The sequence below is a fragment of the Flavobacterium sp. W22_SRS_FK3 genome (assembly GCF_052113665.1).
Taxonomy (GTDB): domain Bacteria; phylum Bacteroidota; class Bacteroidia; order Flavobacteriales; family Flavobacteriaceae; genus Flavobacterium.
Genome location: NZ_JBGQOF010000009.1, coordinates 166,971 through 189,888 on the forward strand (window position 1 = coordinate 166,971; position 22,918 = coordinate 189,888).

The 22,918-nt window shown below is 33.7% G+C and carries 19 protein-coding genes; 9 read left to right on the forward strand and 10 right to left on the reverse strand.

Features of this window, described 5'->3' with window-relative positions; translation table 11 throughout:
• Positions 1–238: 238 nt before the first annotated feature.
• From ACEN2I_RS11060 to ACEN2I_RS11070, 3 genes are all read left to right on the forward strand, one after another.
• Positions 239–955, forward strand: a complete 717-nt coding sequence (locus ACEN2I_RS11060; RefSeq protein ID WP_441766162.1) for a pirin family protein — start codon at positions 239–241, stop codon at positions 953–955.
• Positions 956–1,116: 161 nt separating this feature from the next.
• A complete protein-coding gene (locus tag ACEN2I_RS11065; RefSeq protein ID WP_441766163.1) occupies positions 1,117–1,347 on the forward strand; it encodes a (4Fe-4S)-binding protein in 231 nt (76 codons plus the stop codon).
• Positions 1,348–1,499: 152 nt separating this feature from the next.
• Positions 1,500–2,033, forward strand: a complete 534-nt coding sequence (locus tag ACEN2I_RS11070; protein WP_441766164.1) for a YceI family protein — start codon at positions 1,500–1,502, stop codon at positions 2,031–2,033.
• Positions 2,034–2,122: 89 nt separating this feature from the next.
• Here the strand turns inward: ACEN2I_RS11070 and fabD are convergent, their stop codons facing one another.
• Together fabD and ACEN2I_RS11080 are read right to left on the reverse strand one after the other, a co-directional pair.
• On the reverse strand, positions 2,123–2,998 hold the full coding sequence (gene fabD / locus ACEN2I_RS11075; protein WP_441766165.1) for an ACP S-malonyltransferase: 876 nt from the start codon (positions 2,996–2,998) through the stop codon (positions 2,123–2,125).
• A 69-nt stretch (positions 2,999–3,067) separates the two neighbouring features.
• Positions 3,068–3,430 (reverse strand): DUF983 domain-containing protein, encoded by a 363-nt coding sequence (locus ACEN2I_RS11080; protein WP_441766166.1) that lies wholly within the window; start codon positions 3,428–3,430, stop codon positions 3,068–3,070.
• Positions 3,431–3,605: 175 nt separating this feature from the next.
• Between ACEN2I_RS11080 and ACEN2I_RS11085 the strand changes: the two genes are divergently transcribed.
• A complete protein-coding gene (locus ACEN2I_RS11085; protein WP_441766167.1) occupies positions 3,606–4,469 on the forward strand; it encodes a helix-turn-helix domain-containing protein in 864 nt (287 codons plus the stop codon).
• 133 nt (positions 4,470–4,602) lie between these two features.
• Here ACEN2I_RS11085 and ACEN2I_RS11090 read toward each other — a convergent pair whose 3' ends face one another.
• Both ACEN2I_RS11090 and ACEN2I_RS11095 read right to left on the reverse strand, forming a co-directional pair.
• A complete protein-coding gene (locus ACEN2I_RS11090; RefSeq protein WP_441766168.1) occupies positions 4,603–6,033 on the reverse strand; it encodes a rubredoxin in 1,431 nt (476 codons plus the stop codon).
• A 78-nt stretch (positions 6,034–6,111) separates the two neighbouring features.
• Complete coding sequence (locus ACEN2I_RS11095) at positions 6,112–9,627, reverse strand: molybdopterin-dependent oxidoreductase (RefSeq protein WP_441766169.1); 3,516 nt, start codon at positions 9,625–9,627, stop codon at positions 6,112–6,114.
• Positions 9,628–9,940: 313 nt separating this feature from the next.
• Here ACEN2I_RS11095 and ACEN2I_RS11100 point away from each other — a divergent pair, with 313 nt between their 5' ends.
• The 5 genes from ACEN2I_RS11100 to ACEN2I_RS11120 all read left to right on the forward strand — a co-directional run bounded on the left by ACEN2I_RS11100 (position 9,941) and on the right by ACEN2I_RS11120 (position 15,590).
• Positions 9,941–10,651, forward strand: a complete 711-nt coding sequence (locus ACEN2I_RS11100) for a Crp/Fnr family transcriptional regulator (RefSeq protein WP_441766170.1) — start codon at positions 9,941–9,943, stop codon at positions 10,649–10,651.
• 308 nt (positions 10,652–10,959) lie between these two features.
• On the forward strand, positions 10,960–12,411 hold the full coding sequence (locus ACEN2I_RS11105) for an alginate export family protein (protein ID WP_441766171.1): 1,452 nt from the start codon (positions 10,960–10,962) through the stop codon (positions 12,409–12,411).
• Positions 12,412–12,440: 29 nt separating this feature from the next.
• Positions 12,441–13,655, forward strand: a complete 1,215-nt coding sequence (locus ACEN2I_RS11110) for a CmpA/NrtA family ABC transporter substrate-binding protein (protein ID WP_441766172.1) — start codon at positions 12,441–12,443, stop codon at positions 13,653–13,655.
• A 160-nt stretch (positions 13,656–13,815) separates the two neighbouring features.
• Entirely contained in the window at positions 13,816–14,703 is an 888-nt protein-coding gene (gene ntrB / locus ACEN2I_RS11115; protein WP_441766173.1) for a nitrate ABC transporter permease, read from the forward strand.
• 80 nt (positions 14,704–14,783) lie between these two features.
• Positions 14,784–15,590 carry an ABC transporter ATP-binding protein gene (locus tag ACEN2I_RS11120; RefSeq protein WP_441766174.1) on the forward strand — a complete coding sequence of 269 codons (807 nt, stop codon included), beginning with the start codon at positions 14,784–14,786 and terminating at the stop codon, positions 15,588–15,590.
• A gap of 64 nt (positions 15,591–15,654) precedes the next feature.
• On the opposite strand, the gene ACEN2I_RS11125 is transcribed toward ACEN2I_RS11120, so the two are convergent.
• The 6 genes from ACEN2I_RS11125 to ACEN2I_RS11150 form a co-directional block, all read right to left on the reverse strand.
• The gene (locus tag ACEN2I_RS11125) at positions 15,655–16,425 is read right to left on the reverse strand and encodes an alpha/beta hydrolase (RefSeq protein WP_441766175.1); all 771 of its coding nucleotides are present in this window, start codon (positions 16,423–16,425) and stop codon (positions 15,655–15,657) included.
• A gap of 641 nt (positions 16,426–17,066) precedes the next feature.
• A complete protein-coding gene (locus ACEN2I_RS11130; RefSeq protein WP_441766176.1) occupies positions 17,067–17,432 on the reverse strand; it encodes a hypothetical protein in 366 nt (121 codons plus the stop codon).
• A 310-nt stretch (positions 17,433–17,742) separates the two neighbouring features.
• Positions 17,743–19,221, reverse strand: a complete 1,479-nt coding sequence (locus ACEN2I_RS11135) for an MFS transporter (protein WP_441766177.1) — start codon at positions 19,219–19,221, stop codon at positions 17,743–17,745.
• Between the two features lie 97 nt (positions 19,222–19,318).
• Positions 19,319–19,978: a response regulator gene (locus ACEN2I_RS11140; RefSeq protein ID WP_441766178.1), complete on the reverse strand. Its 660-nt coding sequence runs from the start codon at positions 19,976–19,978 to the stop codon at positions 19,319–19,321.
• A 156-nt stretch (positions 19,979–20,134) separates the two neighbouring features.
• Positions 20,135–22,009 carry a peptidase U32 family protein gene (locus ACEN2I_RS11145; protein WP_441766179.1) on the reverse strand — a complete coding sequence of 625 codons (1,875 nt, stop codon included), beginning with the start codon at positions 22,007–22,009 and terminating at the stop codon, positions 20,135–20,137.
• Positions 22,010–22,182: 173 nt separating this feature from the next.
• Positions 22,183–22,758, reverse strand: a complete 576-nt coding sequence (locus ACEN2I_RS11150) for a hypothetical protein (protein WP_441766180.1) — start codon at positions 22,756–22,758, stop codon at positions 22,183–22,185.
• Between the last annotated feature and the right edge of the window lie 160 nt (positions 22,759–22,918).

Below are 22,918 nucleotides of genomic sequence, written 5' to 3' on the forward strand. Positions count from 1 at the left end.
CGCGGAGTTCGTTTTCTTTTAAAGTAATTATGAAAATAAAATTACTCATTTAGCCCTGATAGAAGCGGCATCCTATTGTTGCGGGGTTCGCAACAATAGATATAGCTGATAGCAGGACTTTAGGTATTTTGAAAACTAAAATTACTGCTCCTGAAAATACTTCTTAATCTACATTAAGTGCTTTTTCTTGACATCGGTGGTATCTTTGTACTATAAATAACAAAAAACACCTATCATCATGGAAAATATAGTATTGCACAAAGCAGAAACAAGAGGAAATGCAAATCACGGATGGCTTAACGCTTATCACAGTTTTAGTTTTGCAAGCTGGTACAATCCGGAAAGAGTTCAGTTTGGAGCCCTTCGCGTATTAAACGATGACACGATTGCAGGCGGAATGGGTTTTGGAACACATCCGCACGATAATATGGAAATTATAACCATTCCGCTTGAAGGCGATTTGGCTCACAAAGACAGCATGGGGAATACAGAGATCATCAAAAATGGTGATATTCAGGTCATGAGTGCGGGAACCGGAGTGCAGCACAGTGAGTTCAATCCAAATGCAGATCAGCGTACTAAACTTTTTCAGATTTGGCTGTTTCCTAAAACCCGAAATGTAGCGCCTCGTTACCAGCAAATCACTTTAGACAAATCATTAGAAAAAAATAATTTTGCTCAGATATTATCTCCAAACGAAAACGACGAAGGAGTTTGGATTCATCAGGACGCCTGGTTCTATTTGAGTGATTTTGATGCGGATTTCTCTAAAACATTGGCCCTAAAAAAAGAAGGAAATGGTTTTTACATTATGAACATCAAAGGAGAGATTGAAGTAAATGGCCAAAAATTAGAAACCAGAGATGCATTAGGAATCTGGAATACAACCAAAATTGAGGTTAAAGCTAACACTAATTCAAAATTCCTGATTATGGAAGTTCCAATGAATTATTAATTCGTAAAACACAACTAATATTTTTTTATAAACGATAATAAGTCTGGAATACAGGTAATTATCGTTTCTTTTTTGTTCTGATTTTCTCAAAATAAAAAGAAAGAGTATTTTTATAATAGAAAATTGGTCTGAATTTAAACTAACAATTAAAATTTTTAAGCATGAATCCAGATAATCTTACCAAAGACTACACAAACGGAGAAGTAACTATTGTATGGCAATCTGGAAAATGTATTCATTCTGCCAATTGTGTAAAAAATAATCCGGATGTTTTTCATCCAAAAGAAAAACCATGGATTCTTCCAGATCAATCAACAACCGAAAAAATAATTTCAACTATTGATAAATGTCCATCGGGAGCTTTGACATTTTATATGAATAATAAAAAATAACTGTTAAACTTTGCTGAGAGGGACTAAACCAAAGCAAAAATGAGATAAAGTGATAGCATTTTTTATTTCTTAATCTAGGTTAAGTGTGTTACGCCAACCACCATCGTAACTTTGTCCTATCAAAATGAAATTAATTATTTAAAAATAAAATTATGGCAACTACAAAATGGTCAATTGACCCAACTCACTCAGAAATTGGTTTTAAAGTAAAACACATGATGTTTACTAATGTTTCAGGAAAATTTGGAGCTTACGACGCAACAATTATTACAGAAGGAGATAACTTCGAAAATGCTGATATCCAGTTTTCTGGGGATATTGCTTCTGTCGACACTGCAAACGCAGACAGAGATGGTCACTTAAGAAGTGGTGATTTTTTTGATGCTGAAAATCATCCAAAATTAACTTTTAAAGGTTCATCATTCAAAAAAATCAATGATGGTGAATATGAATTAACGGGAGATTTAAACATTAAAGGGGTTTCAAAAACAGTAAAATTCCCTGTAGAATTTAGCGGAATCCTGACTGACCCTTGGGGAAATACAAAAGTAGGTTTGAGTATTGAAGGAAAAATAAACCGCAAAGACTGGGGTTTAAACTGGAATTCTGCTCTTGAAACTGGAGGTGTTTTAGTAGGAGAAGAAGTAAAATTAAATATCGAATTGCAGTTTGCAAAACAAGCGTAATTTATTTTTTTACACAGACATACACAAAACACAAAACCCTTCTTAACGATTGTTTAAGAAGGTTTTTGTTTTTTTAGTAAGGTATGAGATTAAGCATTTGCCGTAGCTGCTTCTTTATCAATTTTATTAATCAAACCGGCTAATACTTTACCAGGACCAACTTCTGTAAACAAAGTAGCGCCGTCTGCAACCATTTGCTGTACTGATTGTGTCCATTTTACCGGAGCTGTCAGTTGGATTATTAAATTCTTTTTGATTTCGTTGGCATCAGAAACTGCATTTGCCGTTACGTTTTGATACACCGGACAAATTGGAGTTGAAAAAGCAGTCGCTTCAATAGCAGCGGCTAATTCTTCTCTGGCAGGTTCCATCATTGGCGAGTGAAATGCTCCTCCAACAGGTAAAATCAACGCTCTTTTTGCTCCGGCGGCTTTCATTGCCTCACACGCTTTTTCTACTGCTGATGTTTCTCCTGAAATCACCAATTGCCCAGGACAGTTGTAATTTGCAGCCACTACAACTCCGTCAATTGAAGCACAAACTTCTTCCACCACATTATCTGCTAATCCTAAAACCGCAGCCATTGTTGAAGGTGTTATTTCACATGCTTTTTGCATAGCCAAAGCACGTTGTGAAACTAATTTCAGTCCGTCTTCAAAGGATAAAGCTCCATTGGCAACCAAAGCTGAAAATTCTCCTAATGAATGTCCAGCAACCATTTCAGGTTTAAAATCATCACCTAAAGTTTTGGCTAAAATGACCGAGTGTAAAAATACAGCCGGCTGTGTTACTTTTGTCTCTTTTAGTTCTTCGGCAGTGCCTTCAAACATGATATCTGTAATTCTGAAACCTAAAATTTCATTGGCTTTTTCGAATAATTCTTTTGCCAATGGAGATGTTTCATATAAGTCTTTGCCCATTCCTGTAAACTGTGCACCCTGACCCGGAAATACGTATGCTTTCATTTGTCTAATTTATTTTTTATTTTTTAAATTGAAAATTAGTTTCAATTGAAGCGCAAAAATAACATTTTTTTAGCTTGTATAATCCTTAAACATATAAATCCACGCTAATCTTGAGAATCGTAGATTGAAAGACGTAAATAAAATAATGACCATAGCAATAATCGGGATGATTCTTAAATCGAAATTCTTTTCAAAGAAAAATTGAGCAATACAATATGTTGCAATTCCCTGAGCTACGGTTAATCCGTAATTTACATACATGGCTCCAAAGAAAAATCCAGGCTCTTTTTGAAATTTATAATGACAATGACTGCAGGTTTCATTCATTTTTGGAAAACCAAAATTTAGGAAGATATTCTTGTCTTTAAACACTTTTCCTTTATGACAAATAGGACATTCGTTACTTAAAATATGAGTTAATGCATTAGACATGATATGTTGTTTTATATTTAAACAAAGGTAAATCAGTTTCTGTTAAAACTTTTTTTATATCTTCGCCACTTATAGCACAATAAAGACATTTTGAATTAAGCTCCAAAAATTATATTCCAAATTCCAAATTAGAAAATGTTGATTCTATATTCGAAAAAATAAATATTTTCTGTGTATGAAAAAATATCCGGTTTATAGTGTTCAGAATTTTAGCTGTAATGACATTCATCGTGATTTTTATGCGAACAATTTTAAGGAACATTTAAAAAGCCACAGTTTTATCGAAGAGCCTCACCGGCATGATTCGTATTTGATGGTCTTTTTTACAGATGGTTCCGGAATTCATGAAATCGATTTTGACCGCTTTGAAATTAAAAAAGGAAGCCTATTTGTGCTGCAGCCAGGGCAAATGCATCATTGGAGTCTATCTGAAGACATTGAAGGTTTTGTGATTATCTTTTCGCAGGAGCTTTATAATTTATATTTCAGACAGAAAAAAATCAATGATTATAACTTTTATCATTCGATTTATAATAGACCGGAAATATTTTTTGAAACAGAAGAAATATTAAATATTTTGCCTTTGTTTAAATTATTGACACAAGAAAATAAACACCACAATAATTTTCAACTGGACAAAATGCTGAATCTACTGGATTGCATTCATATTGAAATTGCCCGAAAGTACAGTGAAGCTTATTCGCATCAGACGCATTCGTACAATATCAAAATCAATACATTTGAAAAGCTTCTGGAGCTGCATTTCAAAACTGAAAAATCTGCTGTTTTTTATGCTGATAAGTTAAATATTACCCTAAAACATCTGAACAGAATTTGCAATGAAATTTTGCAAAAAACAACTTCGGAAGTTATTATGAATCGGGTTATTTTGGAAATTAAGCGAATGTTAATTGACAGACAACTGGCTGTAAACGAAATTGCATCGGCAATGGGATATGATGATTACTCTTATTTTTCAAGAGTTTTTAAAAAACAAACGGGAGTTTCTCCGACGGCTTTTCGGGAATTAAAAAATTAAAAACATAAGCAATGTAGGTTCATTGAAGTTTTGGGCTGCATGTAGTAGTCACATTTCGACTTCGCTTAATGTAAAAAAAGTAAAACTTATATTTCTTACATTACTTATATGGTTTGAAATATTTGCTTTAAATCTATGCAGTAATGGATTCTAAAATCCTGAAATTGCTTTTTGGCGCTTCGCATAAGGAACAGCAATAGGTTTCGGCCAAGTTTGTAAATAAAATGCCTTTTGGAATTTTTTGGCTTTCATCACCATACTCAGGATTATATGTAGTTAAACATTCCTGACATTGATAAATATCCAATTTAGATTTTTCTTTTTTCTGATTATTTTCGATTGTTTCAGGAATTGAATTCCCTAATTCCTCAAAGTATTTTCGACTCAATTCAATCAAAATCGTGGGCAGTTCCAGTTTGTCAATATCTTGGGAGTGCACAATATATTCGCGGGTGTTTGGGTCAAAATTCTTCGCAAATAAAACATTGTATGTATCACGAATTTTAATCGATTCCAGATCTTTAGGTAATTCATTTTTTTCGACTACGATTGATGTAAAATAATGACCGTCACGATTGTATTCTGATATTCCGAAAGTTAATCCATAAGTACTGATGTCAAATTGATCAAGTGTTCTTACTAAAAAGGTTTTAAGGTTTAGCGCCCATTCCATTGCCACAGGCAGGTGCCAATTTAGTTCTAAAAGCGAGTGACGCACATTAATTCCTTTTTTTCCTAAAAACTTCTCCCATTCCAGTTTTCTGTCTTTCGGAATTCCTTTTATTATAAATGATTTCCATGTGGTGATGCATATTTTACCAATTTTGCAATCGAAACACAAGTCACACATTTCTTTTAGAAACTCTAAGTCATAGAGATTGTTTCTCCAATACAGACCGAGCCAATATTGATCGATTCCCAATTTATTCATTCCTTCATAATAAGGAAAAGGATAAAATGGAATATTTAAAGGCTTGTCAATAGTTCTGTTGTTGGTATCCAAAGCTTCGCTGACCAAGCTAAAAATCATATCAATTCCGCATGATTCTTCACAAACAATACGTTCAATTTCGTAGTAAAAAGTCGCAATATCCCAACTGTAAATCAGTACAGGATAGACTTCCATACGCTGCCATTTTGGTAATCGAATGTACAAATACCAATAATCTTCATGTTCAGAAGCAATAAAATTAAGATGCCCTGTAAATAATGGAACTAGTTGTTGCTTAGGATCATTTATGTTTATTTTGAGTTTTGGCTGTTCTTTAAATTGTTCTAAAATATATAAAAACTTATTTCCTGTAAGCCAATTGGTATTTCTAAAAATATCTGTTGATACATAAGAAGAAACGATATTGTTACCGCTTTTTTGATCTGGAAAAATAAAATAATGTTTTCCCATTTTTTCCTTGTCCAAAGCTTTAAAGCCTTTAGGGAAAATAATGTCCTGTCTTGAACCAAAAGAAATTGAATCTAAACCCTGATCCGCAGCCATATTGACCACTTCTCTAAGTTCTCCTGGCGAAATAACGCCTCCTTTTACTATTAATCTCGTTAACTCCATATTCTTTTAGTTTTCAGTTTTCAGTCACAGTCACAGTAGTTTTTAGTAAATTATAGCACTGAAAACTGAGACTGAAAACTATTTACACTTTGCCAGTATCTCTTTAACCTCCGTTTTACAACTTCCGCAGCCTAATCCGGCTCCCGTATTTTTACATAAATCAGTAAAATTGCTTACACCGCTTTTAATAGTTTCTTCGATGTTTCCTGACCCAACCTGACTGCAGGAGCAAACTAATTTCCCCAGAACCGGCTTTGCATTTGAACTTCCTCTAAGCAATGAGTTTCGTTTGTCTGACAATTCGATCTTGCTTTCTATCATCGTTTTAAACTCAGCAAACTCATTTTTGTCACCCATTAAAATAGCCCCAACCAATAAATCATTTTTAACAATGCATTTTTTGTAATAACGCTGTTTCAAATCGGCAAAAACAATTTCTTCATACGAATCATCATTTTCCGGAATTTCAACTTCTCCGATGCTGCACAAATTAATGTCTTCCAGTTTCAGGATATTCATTAAAACCGAACCTTTATAGTAACTACTGATATCGCCTGCTAAAAAGTTAGCCAGAATATCTGCTTGTTCTTCTGCCGCAGATGTAATTCCGAATAACTGGTTGTTGAATTCGGCTATTTCTCCAATGGCATAAATATCAGGATTTGACGATTGTAAATACTGATTTACTTTTACTCCGCGACCGCAGGCAAGACCTGTTTCTCTTGCAATTTCAATATTTGGAATAGTTCCAATCGTATATACAATAGCATTTGCGGTAATGATACGCCCGCTTTTTAGTGCTATTTCAAGTTCATTATCATTATCTGTTTCAAAAACGGTACTGACTTCATTATCAAAATAAATCTGAATGTCACGAAGCTGAACTTCTTCTGCCAATAATTTACAGGAAACGCGATCCAACTGGCGTTCCATTAACCTTGAAGCTCTTTGGATTATGGTAATTTTTATTTTTTTATGTTTCAAGGCCGCTGCCAATTCTAATCCTAACAATCCACCTCCAACGATCACCACATGTTGATCTTCAGGAGGTAAATTAGTGTTGTCAAGGTGTGCTTTTAAACGATCGGCATCTTCTTTTCGTCTCACTGTAAAACGTCCAGGCAAATGTAATTGCGCATTTTCAGGTACAAAAGGACGACTCCCGGTAGCTAAAATCAAGGAATCAAAACGATGTGTATCGCCTAAAGTATCTATAATTGTTTTTTCGGCAGCATTTATTTTGCTAACAGCAACACCTGCTTTCATGGTAATTTTTAACTTGTTTAATGCTTCACCATTCTTCACTTTTAATAATTGGTGCCACGAAAATTCGCCTGTCATATATTCTGGAAGCAATACACGATTGTAAAACGGATTTATTTCATTTGAAAAAACAATAATTTCATCGGTAGAATTAAATTCTCGATAATTTTGAATGAAACGAAAAGATGCTGCACCTGCTCCCACAATCGCAATTTTCTGAAAAGGTTTTACATATTTGGTAATCGAAACGGTAGTATATTTGAAATCGGGTTCTTTTGAAATTGGATCAACTAAAGTATTGGTTAAATTATTGGTTCTGTTCAAATCATTTTCAAGTTGTTTTCCCCAGTGCATAGGCAGAAAAACTACTTTTTCTTTAATCGAATCTGTTACTTTTGCTTTTACACGAACTTCTCCGTTTTTACTGGTTACAATTACTATATCGCCATCTTTAATATCTGATTTAAAAGCATCAATCGGATTAATTTCAAGAACCGGACTTGGTGTATGTGTCATCAATCGCGATACTTTTCCGGTTTTTGTCATGGTATGCCATTGATCACGAACCCTTCCTGTAGTAAGAATAAATGGAAATTGAGGAGAAGGCAGTTCAGAAGTGTTTTCAATAGATGCTGGTAAATTAAAAATCGCTTTTTGTGATGGTGTATAGAATTTTTTATCTGTAAAAAGACGAGGGGTTCCGGGATGTCCGTAATCAGGAACCGGCCATTGAAAAGTGCCTTCGGTTTTTAATCGGTTATAATTTAAAAATGAAATATCAATATTAGTATTTTTGGTCAGTGCGCAATGCTCTTTGTAAATTTCTTCGGCATTGTTGAAATTGAAACCGCTAAAATTCATTTTTTTAGCAAAACGAATCAGGATTTCAATATCCGGAAGTGCTTCCCCAGGAGCATTTATTGCTTTTGGCAAATACGAAATACGGCGCTCAGAGTTGGTCATCGTACCATCTTTTTCAAGCCATCCTGCTGCAGGTAACAATAAATCGGCATATTTAGCCGTATCTGCATTATGTGAAATATCCTGAACAACCACAAATTTTGCATTTTGCAGTGCTTTTTCGATACGACGGGAATCAGGTAAACTTACTAACGGATTGGTACAGATTATCCAAACGGCTTTCATTTTACCGGATTCCAGTGCTTCGAACATTTCAGTTGCGGTCAAACCGGGTTTATCTGATATAGCGTCAACGCCCCAAAAATCAGCCACTTCTTTTCGGTGTTCCGGATTGGCCAAATCTTTATGAGCTGCCAACAAACTGGCCATTCCTCCAACTTCTCTTCCTCCCATTGCATTAGGCTGTCCTGTTAGCGAAAAAGGCCCTGAACCAGGCTTTCCTACTTGCCCGGTTAATAAAGACAAATTCAACAAAGCCGTATTTTTATCTACTCCCACGGCACTTTGATTTAATCCCATTGCCCATAACGAAATGAATCCTTTAGCTTTTCCGATAATATCTGCAGCAAGTTTAATATCGCTTACGGAAATCCCGCATAATTTTGAAGCTTTTTCTAATGAAGTTCTTAAAACTAAATCTTTATATTCTTTAAAATTTTCAGCATGATTTTTAACGAAATCGTGATCGGCATATCCTTTTTCGATCATTCGTTTAGCCATTGCATGATATAAAATAATATCAGAACCCGGCATAATCTGTAAATGCAAATCGGCAAAAGCAGCCGTGTCTGTTCTTCTTGGATCGACAACAATAATTTTTACTTTGGGGTTGTTCTCTTTATGTTTTTCAAGTCTTCTAAATAAAATGGGATGACACCAGGCAGGATTTGCGCCCGTAATTAAAAACGTATCTGCTAGTTCAATATCGTCGTAGGCAATTGGAACAGAATCCTCGCCAAATGTTTTTTTATAACCAACCACAGCAGAACTCATGCAAAGTCTTGAATTGGTATCTATATTATTTGTTTTTAAAAAACCTTTTACTAATTTGTTGACTAAATAATATTCTTCGGTTAAACATTGGCCTGAAATATAAAAGCCAACACTATCCGGTCCATGTTTTTTTATAATAGAAGAAAAAACGGCTGCAGCACGCTCAATAGCGGCGTCCCAGCTTACACGCTCCAGAGGATACGTTTTGCTTCCTCGCATTTCAGGATACAAAATCCGGTCTGAATTATCGTTTACCACATAATGCAAATTTCTTCCTTTAGAACACAACATCCCTTTGTTTACTGGGTGCTCTTTGTCTCCTTCAACCATTACACCATTTTTCGCATCATTCGTAACGATTATTCCACAGCCAACGCCACAATAGGAACAGGTAGTTTTGATTTTTGTGTTTTGCATTACAGCCAGGTTTTAGATACTAAAATGATGATCCTTTAAAAGTCTTTAAGACAAAGCACTTATTTAAAGTTATACAAAAATAAGTATTTTTACGTATAAATACGTATTTTATCAATTTATTTTTATATTTTTGAATCAGAATAAATAAGTAGCCGCGATTCGTTTGGATATAGTAAGTAGTGAAAAGTCATTAGTAATTAGCTTTAAAGCAAAAATTAGATTCAATAAAAAAGACTTAATTATTATTTAGCGAGTTAAAACTCATCACTGTTTACAAATTACTATGAACTAAATAGCTAAATAAATTAATCCCATGAAAGAAGAATTGGCCATTTGTTATACCTGTAAAAACGAAAACTGTTTCATTAAAAAGCACCTGCATTTAGAGAAGATGAAACAATATGTTTCTAAAAAACAGAGTTTTACCTGCAAAAAATCACAGCAATTTATTATTGAAGGCGCTCCTATTCAGGGACTTTATTTTATCTGCAAGGGAAAAGTAAAAACGGTAAAAACAGGTATTAACGGACGTGAACAAATTGTGCGGCTAACCAAAAATGGCGATACTATTGGATTTCGTGGTTTTGGAGCCAGCAAACGATACTTAATAGGAGCTTATGCTTTGGAAGATACTGTTTTATGCAATTTTAGTAATGAAGCCATGCTGGACATCCTTAAGAATGTACCGGAATTTACTTATGCTTTGATGTTATTTTATGCTGATGAATTAAACAAAAGCGAGAACAATATTCGAAAAATTGCCCACATGAATGTACGTGAGCGCGTGATTGATTTACTTTTATACATTCACCGTAAATTTGGCCAGAAGAATGGTTTAATAGAAATTGAACTTTCCCGAAAAGAAATCGCCGATTTCGCCGGAACAACAGAAGAACAAGCCATACGTGTACTTTCCAGTCTTAAAAAAGAAGCACTTATTAAAACCGTAGGCAAAAGAATTGGTTTATTGGATTTGCCCAAATTACAATCGGAAATTATGGAACATAAGTATTTCCAAATATAGTTTTCAACTTTCAGATTTCTTTTCTTCTTTCCATCAGAAAATCATCGCTCTCTACATTTTATTTTCTATCTCTTTACTTTTAAAAATTAAATACCTACTTCTTAATTTACCAATTAAGTTATAATACTTAATTGCCAATTCCCTTATTTTATTGGGCTTAAAATCCAATTTATGTGAAAACGCAGGATTTAAATTGATTTTTAAACGCTTTTTTAAGCTGAAAAAAAATGTTTTAATATGGTTAAAATATACAAATTAAGTATTAATACGTATGTAAGTTTGCTTCATACTAATCAAAACAAATAACCATGTCTACATTAACCAATCCAATATTAAAAAATCACACCCATAAAAAGAAAAGCCTTTTTAATACAGCACTTTCAAAAAAAATTTTACTGGGAGTTGCTATAACTTGTTTAGGGAAATTTGAATCAAAAGCACAATTTACACTTACAGGTCAGTTAAGAGATCGTGTTGAAATGCGCGCTGGCCAAGGAACACTGCAACAAGATGGAGACAAAGCAGCTTTATTTACAAGTCAAAGAACAAGATTGTCTGTGGGATATACCGGATATCGTTTTAAAATTTACACTTCATTACAGGATGTTCGGGTATGGGGTCAGGATGCTTCATCTATCAACAGAACTACTACCGAAGCTAATAACGGAATTTTAGTACACGAAGCCTGGGCAGAAATTTCATTAGTAGATACACTAAGTACGATTCAGAATTTATCTGTAAAAGCAGGACGTCAGGAAATTGCTTATGATGATCAGAAAGTCCTGGGAAGTTTAGATTGGTTACAACAAGGAAGACGCCACGATGCAATTATACTGAAATATGCCAACAAAGGCTGGACTGCAGATATTGGAGCAGCATTTAACCAAAATAAGGAAAATAATACTGGAACAGTTTACAATGGTACCAATCCGGCATATGGAGCAGGAACAAACGGAATTGGAACCTTATATAAATCTTTTCAATATGCGTATGTAGGCAAAAAATTCTTCTTTGGTGATTTGTCTTTTCTATTCTTTAAGGATGATTTTAACAAATATACCATGGTTACTTCAGGAACTCCAGCCGTAACTACAAAAGTAAATGGCGAAGGCGTTTGGAGCAGAAACACAACCGGGATTTACTATAACGTAAATGCCACCCGAAAATTAAATTTTATGGGAAGTTTCTATCATCAGGGAGGTGATGATAAAGACGGAAGATCTTTAAGTGCCAACATGGCTTCTATTACTTCTACTTTACAAATTGGAAGAAAATTATTCATCGGTCCTGGATTAGATTATTTATCTGGTGATGACGGAACAAAAATAGTAACTACTACTTCTGATAATAATCGTTTTGATCCACTTTATGGAACACCTCATAAATTCTGGGGCGGCATGGATTATTTTTATGCAGCGAATGGATTCGGAAAACAAGGTTTACTAAATTATTTCTTTAAAATGAAATACAATGCCAAAGACAATCTGAGTTTCTTTTTGGATGTTCACGGTTTTGAATCGGCAAACAAAATAGCTAATGGGACTGGAGGAAAATTAAACTCTTATTTAGGTACCGAAGTTGATTTGATGGTAAGATACAATCTAACAAAAATCATCAATTTTGAAGCTGGTTATTCTATCATGAAAGCAACAAATTCAATGGCTTCTGCACCGGTTAAAAATGTTCTAAATGCAGATTTAACACCACAATTTGCTTATGTAATGCTAAACATCAAACCAAATTTCCTAGCCAAAAAATAAATTCTACATAACATTTAAATCTATTTAAAATGAGAAAGATAAACGCATTCACAAAAACTATACTGATTTTAGCAGTAATTATAATAGCTTCCTTTTCGGAAATATCAGCTCAGAAAGAACCTGTAAAATTAGGATTTATTCCACTTACGGATTGCTCACCAATCGTAATGGCAAAAGAATTGGGATTGTTTAAAAAATATGGTGTTGAAGTCGTTGTAACCAAAGAGTCTTCATGGGCAAATGTTCGTGATAAAATTTTAACCGGAGAATTAGACGGAGCGCACTGTTTGTATTCAATGCCATTTTCGGTGTACACAGGGGTAGGAGGAAAAGCAGGTTCTGAAATGAAAATCGCCATGATGCTAAATATAAATGGTCAGGCGATTACACTTTCAAAAGATTTTTGTGGAAAAGTTGGTTTTAAGCAAATGAATAAAGTTGCACCGGTTGTGGCTGCAAAATTAAAAGCCGAGAGAGAAGTGACTTTCGCCATGACTTTCCCGGGAGGAACACATGATTTGTGGCTGCGTAACTGGATGGCAATTGCAGGTGTGAGTCAAAAAACATCTAAAATTATCACAATTCCACCTCCGCAAATGGTTGCCAATATGAAGGTTGGCAACATGGATGGATTTTGTGTTGGAGAGCCTTGGGGCGGAGTTGCTGTAAAACAGGGAGTTGGTTTTACACAAGTTGCTTCTCAGGACATTTGGAAAGATCACCCTGAAAAAGCTTTGGTTGTCAATAAAGAATTCAGTGAAAAACGCAGAACAGATCTTGTAAAAGTAATGAAAGCAGTTTTAGAAGCCTGTATCTGGCTAGACAATCCGGCCAATCGTAAAAAAGCAGCCGGAATAATTGGAAAGGCACCTTATGTTAACGCTCCTGCAGATGTTATTGAAAACAGATTAATGGGGAATTACGATTTAGGCTGTAATCAGGGAACGCAGGTTTATGCTAAAGATTATATGTTGTTTTACAAAGGCGGAATGGTAAATTATCCGCGCAAATCTCATGCTATCTGGGCAATGGCTCAGTTTGTGCGATTCGGATATTTAAAAGAGGCGCCTGATTATAAAGCAATTGCTGACAAATTGATCTTACAGGATTTATACGAACAAGTTGCAAAAAGTATGAAGGTAAAACTGCCAAATGATGACATGAAACCTTTCTCCCTAACTATGGATAAAACGGTTTTTGATCCTTCGAATCCAGCAGCTTATTTAAAAGTAGTTAAAAGATAAAGTGCTCACTGAGTTATTGCGCCAAAGATTTAATGACAGAATGGATTGTTCTTTAAACCTACTAAAGCTCTTCAATTCGGGAAAATCATTTTAATCTGTGGTAAAAATAACGTCATACAGATATTCATAAATATATTTTTAAATTTTAAATCACAATGCCATGTCAGAAAAAGATACCTTAACATTAAATGATATTACCAGTCAGGCTGAGGTTTTGACTTCGGAAACTATTAATGATTCAGTAAAAAGTGAGAAGCTTAAATTAATCATCGGTCAATTTGCAGTAAAACTAAAATCTAATGTTTTAGCTGCAATTGGACTACTTGTTTTTATAGGCTTTTGGAGTTTACTCAGTATTTATACCAAAGATGCGCTACCTGGGCCTTTAGCCACTTTTACCGTTTTAAAAGAAATGCTGAGTGATCCTCTTTATGATTATGGCCCTAATAACAAAGGGATAGGGTTGCAATTATTCAACTCAATAAAAACCGTTTTATTTGGTTTTTTATTAGGATCCTTAATTGCGATCCCTATTGGGATTTTGATGGGAGCGAGCAGCATTTGCAAACAAATTTTTTACCCAATTGTACAGCTTTTAAAACCAGTTTCACCATTAGCGTGGTTTCCAATCGGATTGGTGGTTTTCAAAGATACCGGAATGGCAACTATTTTTATTGTTTTCGTTACATCATTATGGTCTACGTTAATTAATACTTCTTTTGGAGTGGCTTCGATTCCACAGGATCATAAAAATGTCGCAAAAGCATTTGGATTTTCGAAAATACGTTATTTAACCAAAATTTTAATTCCGTATAGTTTACCTCATATTATTACCGGATTACGTTTAAGCATTAGTGTTGCCTGGCTGGTAATTGTTGCAGGAGAAATGCTTTCGGGTGGTGCAGGAATCGGATTTTTTGTATGGGACAGCTGGAATGCCCTCAGTTTAGAAAAAGTAATTTCGGCCATTATCATCATTGGAATTGTGGGACTTCTTTTCGACAAATTATTCACTTTTATTGAAAGTAAAGTGGCTTATAAAGCGTAATAAAAAGGTTTTGAGTCGCTAAGATTCTAATTTTTAAAATCTTAAACTTTAAAAAAATCAATAATCTAAACTAAAACATCATGAGTTATTTAGAAATAAAAAATTTAGAAATATCATTTCCAACCTCAAAAGGAAAATATACAGCAGTTCAGGATATTAATTTGTCTATTCAAAAAGGAGAAATAATCTCCATCATCGGGCATTCTGGTTGCGGAAAATCAACTATTATGAATGCCATTGGCGGCATGTTAACCCCAACCGGAGGAACAGTTGAATTAGCCAATGAAAAAATAAAAGGTCCTGGGCCGGATCGCGGAATCGTTTTTCAAAATTATTCACTTTTGCCATGGATGAGTGTTGAAGAAAATATTTTTCAGGCAGTTGATTCGGTAATGAATTGTTCTAAAAAAGAAAAACATGAAATTGTGATCCAGAATCTTAAAATGGTGAATTTATTTGAACACAAAAATAAACTGCCGGGACAGCTTTCAGGCGGAATGAAACAGCGTGTTGCCATTGCGAGAGCATTTGCCATAAATCCGGGAGTATTGCTTTTGGACGAACCGTTTGGTGCTTTAGACGCCCTTACAAAAGGCTCGATGCAATTGGAAGTTTTAAAATTATGGAACTTAAGCAACCGCCAAAAAACCATTGTAATGATTACGCATGATATCGAAGAAGCTTTATTTTTATCAGACAGAATTGTGGTTTTAAATAATGGCCCAGCCTCTACTCTCAAAGAAATTGTAAGAGTAAATTTACCAAGGCCGCGCAATAAAATCGAAATTGTAAAAATGCCTGAATATATTGCCTTAAGAGACCGGTTATTACATTTATTGACAGATAAGTTCTCAATTGAAGATATGGGAATGGTATATAAAAATTAATTTGACCTTCAGTTGACTTGTAGAGTAGAGACGCATAAAGGTGCGTCTCTACTGTTTTTGAATTTTATAGGTTTTCATACCAATCCAAGATGTAATCAGCAACTTCTTCCCAGCCTTTTTCACCACAGATGTAATGGCTTTTATCGTCAAAAATCTTCACATCAACTTTACTTTCGGAATCTTTGTATTTACTGGCAATTTTTTTAGTTAATTCAGGTGGAAATATACTGTCTTTTCCTCCTCCAATAAATAAAATAGGGTGATGTGGTTTTTTGAAATCTGCATTAGAAAAAGACCTTAATAGTGTTTGTCTTCCTATTTTTCTGCTTTCAGGAACAGCGAGCAAATCATATGCTTTGTCTTGTTCTGATTTTTGAAGTGTATTAAAGAATGCTCTATTATACCATTCTCTGCTTCCTAAATAATAACGTTTTCTGGAAAAAAAATTCACGGCTGGCCAAACAATTTTTAGAGTAGTTAGTGGAGGAATAACATTTCTTGGTGGTGCTCCGTTGATACTTACTGCAGCGTGAACTTTATCAAGATCCAGAAGTTTTTGCACTACAAGTCCAGCCATTGAATGTCCGATAACAAGTGGTTTTTCCGGTAATCTGTCAATAAATCGTGCCATTCTGGTTACGACATCAATGAAACCGGTTTCAACTAGTCCTGGATGAAGAGTTTTTCTAAGTCTATATGGGTCTCCTTCATGCCCGGGGTGTGGAGGCGCATACACAGTATATCCTTTTTGTTGAAAATAAGCTTCCCATTCAGACCAGCTGTTATTATTCACGAACATACCATGTACTAATACAATTGTTTTTGATTTTGCCATTTTTAATTTTTAATAAAAAATTTTTAATAATTAATATTTGGTCAAGGCATTAGTAAAGCTATTCTGTGCAATTTTCTAAAATTTTAATACTACAGAATTAAAATCAAAATGTTTTTTGCTCGACGAAAACACAAATTAAAGTTTTTAGAACATAAAACTTTTTGTGTTAAAATACCGCTAAAAAAGATTTAAAAATATAGATTTATTTTCAGAAATAAGTCTTTCATACTAATTGATGATTTTCCAAACTTGGGTAACATATTACCATATTTATCTTCTGGATTTTGGTCAAACCACAAATAAAGTAAAATCAACTTTCCTTCAGTAACAGTTATTTGTAAAATATTTTGAAAAATCGGACTATGGCAATTGACAGTTGAAACTGACAATATCTATAATAGAAAACGTCTAACCCTATGTGCGGATTTTCAACATACCAAATAATATAGGCTGGTAATTTATGTCACCGGCAAATTTGATTTTTCAGAATTTTCATATAGAAATTAAGGGAATATCAAGTTATAAGACAGAATAAATTATGTCCGTTTCCTAAACACGATATTGCAATTTCAAGTTATGGTTTACATTAGATAAAATGCTATATGCGATTTAGATTAAAATATCGCTTAGACCTTTTAATCTTAACCAACAAGTGTTGTTATACCACTATTTACGTCAATTTCTGCAAAATTATGTTTTCCGATAACGATAAGGAGTTTATTTGTATTGTACCCTACATATCTTATTTGAGGTTCTCCCACTTTTGGTTTTCCGCAAACAGAAATTACATTTGTTTGCCATTTCAATTTGCTTCTTTTGTAGGCAGATATTGTTTGTAGATCGTTTTCAACATAATAAATAATGTTGTTTTTTTTAATGCCTCTTTTTTGTGTTCTTGCAAAATTTATTTCTGAGTTTTTTGAAATTAAAGTATCATTGAATTTTTCAGCAATACCAGTTTGAGTGACAAAAAAGGTTAACATTGATAATTTTAAAAAAGGTTTCATTAGGATAGAATTTGGGGTTCATAATCGATTCAAATATAATTAATTAAAGCATATCACAAGCTTTGATGAAGTAAAAAAAAAATATCCTTTTCCGAAATAGGAAAAGGATAAAATATATAAGTTAATTTTAAAGAAAGAATATTTTTTTTAGCTAAAAATTCATGTATTAACAAGAAATAACTATATGTAAATAATCTTTTATTCGAATTTTAAAAGTTCATTTATGCATTATAACACTTGAGTCAAAAAAACAAATAGCATAAATTTTGACTTTATCTTAATTTAAATATATAAGTCTTTTTTTTAAAACTTATTTTCTATCTATTACTTTTGATAAAACAGGTTGTTTTTCGTTCCTGATTTTAGTAATCGTGTAATGCATCCAAACTAAACAAATTACAGAGAATGCTAAAATGAATATCCAGGAGCTTGACCAGATTCCGGTTGCTGTCAATAAATATCCAAAGATAATCGGGCCAAAGAAACCGCCTAAACCGCCAATCATACCTACCATTCCGCCTACAACTCCAATTTCATTCGGAAAATATTCAGGAATATGTTTGTAAACAGCGGCTTTTCCTATTCCCCATGAAATTCCAATTAAAACAACTAATACCAGAAAAACCCACATATTTGCATCAAATTTAATTAATGTAACTCCTTTCGCAAGCAGTTCTTTTTTCTTCACTATTTGATTTTCAGTAACAATAACTTCCTGCCAGGACGATTTGACCGGAAAAATATTGTTGTTGCTTTTAGCGTACTTTTTTTGAGCTACTGCAAAATCAGTATCTCCAATTTTGATGTTCTCCTTTGATACAGAAGTTATTATACCTTTTTTAGTGGCCATAACACCGGGGCCTGTTGTTTTGATTTCCATTTTCGGGATCATTAATAAAGCACTCAGTACAACAGACGAAATCAATACCCAGTACATTACTTTTCTGGCTCCATATTTATCTGATAAATATCCTCCAAAAGCCCTAATCACACCAGATGGCAAACTAAACATAGTAGCAAACAATCCACCCATTACCAAACTCGTTTGGTACACGTTCATGAAATTTGGCAACAGCCATTGTGAGTAGGCTACAAAACATCCAAAAACTAAAAAATAATAAGCTCCAAAACGCCATACGCGTGCCGATTTTAAAGAACCTAATCTTTCTGAAATACTTTTAGTATTGTTTTCTATTTTTTTGTTTTTTGCAAATAATAAAAAGGCAACTCCAATTACAACTAATGAAACTCCATAAATAACTGGAAGGATTTTCCAGCCATTTTGTGGATTTTCCAGAGAAAAATGGTTTAATAATGAAGGCGCTATAAAAGTAGTTATGGCAGCTCCTGCATTCCCCATTCCGAAAATTCCCAGAGCACGTCCCTGCCATTCCTTTGGATACCAAATTGAAGTATATCCGATTCCTACAGCAAAACTTGTTCCTACCATTCCGAAAAAGAAGCTTAATACTGCAAAAAGCAAAAAGCTATTAGCAAAAGGAAGTAAAAATAAAGGGATTGAACAAGTTAACAATAATAATGAAAACACGTATTTACCGCCAAATTTATCAGTAAGAATTCCTATTGGCAAACGCATCACAGAACCAGTTAGTATCGGAATCCCAAGTAACCAGCCTACCTGAACAACACTCCAGTTAAAGATACCGTTATCTACTAAAAAGGTTACTAAAACTCCATTCAAAGTCCAACATGCAAAACACACTGTAAATGCCAATGTGTTTAAAAACAAAATTTTGTGTGATTGTGATAATGAATTTGTATTTGTCATAGTACTTATATTTTTTTGTAAAAATAAGTAATAAAACGTAGTTTTAAACTGCGTTTTAGCAGTTTTTAAAAATTATTTAAGTATTTATACGTATTTTTTATAGTAAAGAATATTCAACCGCTTTATTGGAAAGTTCTATTAAATTTTTGACTTTTAATTTTTTCATTAAATTAAAACGGTGTACTTCAGCAGTACGTTTACTTATATCAAGGGTTTCAGCAATTTCTTTATTTCCTTTTCCGGATAATAAAAGTGTCAAAATTTCTTTCTCTCTTTTTGTTATCATCATTTCTTCACCAAAATTTTGTTTTGACTCTGCAGAAGGTGATGAACTGGTTAGCTGACCTATCAAAATAGAAGAAATATCACCGCTAAAATATTTACCGCCATTGGCTACAGTATGCAAAGCTTTCAGGAATTCTTCTTTACTCGAACCTTTCAGTAGATATCCATCAGCTCCGGCTTTTATAGATTTTAATACATATTCTTCAGATTCGTGCATCGAGAGCATAATAATTTTGACGTTATTATTATCGCTTCTAAGTTTTTCTACTAGCTCTATACCAGTTAAGTTAGGCATGCGAATATCTACTATAAGTAAGTCTGGTTTATTGGAAGCAACTACTAAAAGCGCATCAGCACCGTCAACTGCTTCGCCTACAACTTCTATATTTGCTTCATTTTCAAGTAAAGACTTGATTCCGTCTCTTACAAAAACATGGTCGTCTGCTAATACAACCCGAATGATATCACTCATATTCTACTTAATTTTATTCTCAATTTTTACGTATATTCATCTATATTGAATTGCTAAGATACGTAATTTTTAAATTAAGAAATTAGTTAATTGCAAAATGTGAAAGGGATAGGTATAAAAAAACCGATACTTAATTTAAGTATCGGTTCGTGTTTTTTAGTGAAAATGATCGTCCTCTATTTCGAATTCAGCATCTTTTTCCCAAATTTCCATTTCGCAGGGCTTGCAGTTGAATTTTAATTTATATTCTAATTCGCCTTGTTTTAATACCAACGGTTCTTTTACTTTGACACCTACAATGTCTTTTTGGTGTATTGGACATTTTTTTAATTCGTATTTGATGCAATATTTAGTTGTCATTACACGGGATTTTCCCGGATCCCATTGCAATTCAAAAGCTTTTTCGATTTCTGTAACGCCATGGCGTTCGTAAAATTTACGTGCTGTTTTGTTTGAAACGTTGTACATGAAATCTAGTTTGGTTTCAGGATACGGATGTGACGTTTTTACTAATTGGTGTTCTTTACGTTTGTAGTTTGCTAAACGAATCTCGGTTAACTGATCGTAAACGGTTCTTCGCATTTCATTAATTTTTGAAATAGGAAGGAACCAGTTTTGAGAGAACATGATATTGATTTCATTGGCAGTATAAGGTGTGAAACCTGTTTTTGCCAATTGTGTTTTGATGTTTTCTTCGATCGATTCGCCGGTTTTAGTCTGCTCTTTTGAATGTTCTAAATTGACGACACTAACATTTCCGTCTTCATCTGTAGCGATTAATTCGAAACCCGCTTCATTTTCTGTAAGCAATAAAGTGGTGCTGATCTTTCGAACGGCACTGTCTTCTCTTTCTACAATTTTGATGAAAGCGGCATCGTTGTTACGGTAAATAAAAGTTCCGTCTTTAACTTCTTTTAAAACATTTGGATATATTCTTCCGTTTTCGGCTTTGTTGACGTAGATTCCGTCTGCCTCGTTGTTTTCATTGATGAAACAAAGTCCGTCACCGTTATTTAGCAATTCGCCGTTTTCGATTTCGTAAGCGTTTCCAACAGTTCGGATTAATTTTCCAATATATTGCCCTTTTGATTTTGGGCTTTCCCAGGAACCAATAGAAGCGTGTCTTTCGTTTACGAAATAGTCAGTATAACCGCGGTTGAAAGTTCTGTTTAAAGACGAGTCAAAAGTATAGGTACAAGTTCCGGAAGAAGCTTTCATATATTTGTCACTTCCTTCGTTTTCTAAAAAGCTGTCCAGTTTTTGGCGCAAATACGAGACATTGTTTTTTACATAAACGACGTCTTTCAATCTTCCTTCTATTTTAAAAGAAACAATTCCGGCTTCGATCAAATTTGGAATTTGCTCTGAAATATCTAAATCTTTAATCGAAAGTAAGTGACTGTTTTTGATTAAAGTTTCTCCGTTTCCGTCAATCAAGTTATAAGGTAAACGGCAGTTTTGTGCGCAAGAACCACGATTGGCGCTACGTTCTCCGTTTGCCACACTCATATAACAGTTTCCGCTAAACGAAACACATAAGGCTCCGGTAACGAAAAATTCTAATTCGACATCAGCTTCATCGTAGATTGTCTTAATTTGATGCAGGTTCAATTCGCGGGCCAAAACCACACGTTTGATTCCGGCATCTTTTAAGAATTTAATTTTATCAGCGTCACGATTATTGGCTTGTGTGCTGGCGTGAAGTACGATAGGAGGAAGCTCCATTTCCATAATCGCCATATCCTGAATAATAAGGGCATCAACACCAATGTCGTATAATTCATAAATCATTTTACGACAGGTTTCGAGTTCATTGTCGTACAAGATGGTATTCATTACGACAAAAACCTGAGCATTAAATAAGTGTGCGTATTTCACCAGTTCAGCAACATCTTCTATAGAGTTGTTGGCATTAGAGCGCGCACCAAATTGCGGCGCACCAATATAAACGGCATCGGCTCCACTATTTATAGCTGCCATTCCTCCAATTAAATCTTTTGCCGGAGCTAATATTTCAATTTTCTTCTTCATTTCTAAGACTTTAGGATTTTGTGGTATTCACGCAAAAAAGTTTGCAAAGTTCTTATAAATAATTCGAGTTTGCTAATGCTGAAGAGGATTTTTTTGAAATTGTTGGGTTATATGGGGATAGTTGTAGAATAAAGGATCTTTGAAATTATATCTTTTATACTATCTAGGTATTACTAATCTATTTTCTTTAGAATTATAAGAATATTTAATAAGCTCCATTTTTTGGTTTTAAAATCATAATATTCTTTTGAGAGTTTCATTTTTAAATGCGTTTCATCAATAATGTTGATTTCAGAATCAATTATTGTTTTTCTATTGCTATGTACATTATCAATATAATCTGATTCTAAATATTGATCATCATTTAGAATAAAATTATTGTTTTTAAAATTAAATGTAGATGTAAAACCATATCTGGAAAACATAACCTTTCCTTGAGGTTTTCCTGGATCTTGAAAAGTAATATTAGTTTTTGGTAAAAATAAACTTACTAGCTTAGCCTCATTTTGTGTGTCCGCATTTGGTCTGATCTCAAAGTCTGGAAAACCTTCAATAAAGTAATAATCTATTTCTTTTATTAGTTCTGATGAAGCAATATTATCATCATTTAAATCGACTTCAATATCAGATTTATAGGATATGATTTGATAGTTACCAGTGTATTTTGAAACGTTTTCATTTGTATTTTCATTTTCACTGCTGCATCCTATTAAAATAGGGAAAATTAATAAAAGCTTTAAAATCCTCATATCTGTAATTATAAAAAATATTGTACTAAAATAGAAAAATATTTTTTATAAAAAGGATTAAAATGGTTTTTTCAGAAAAAAAATACTTACAAATGTTTTATTTGAAGAAATCTAAAAGTTTTTTAAATTAATACAGTGCTATTTTTTTTAGACATTTAGT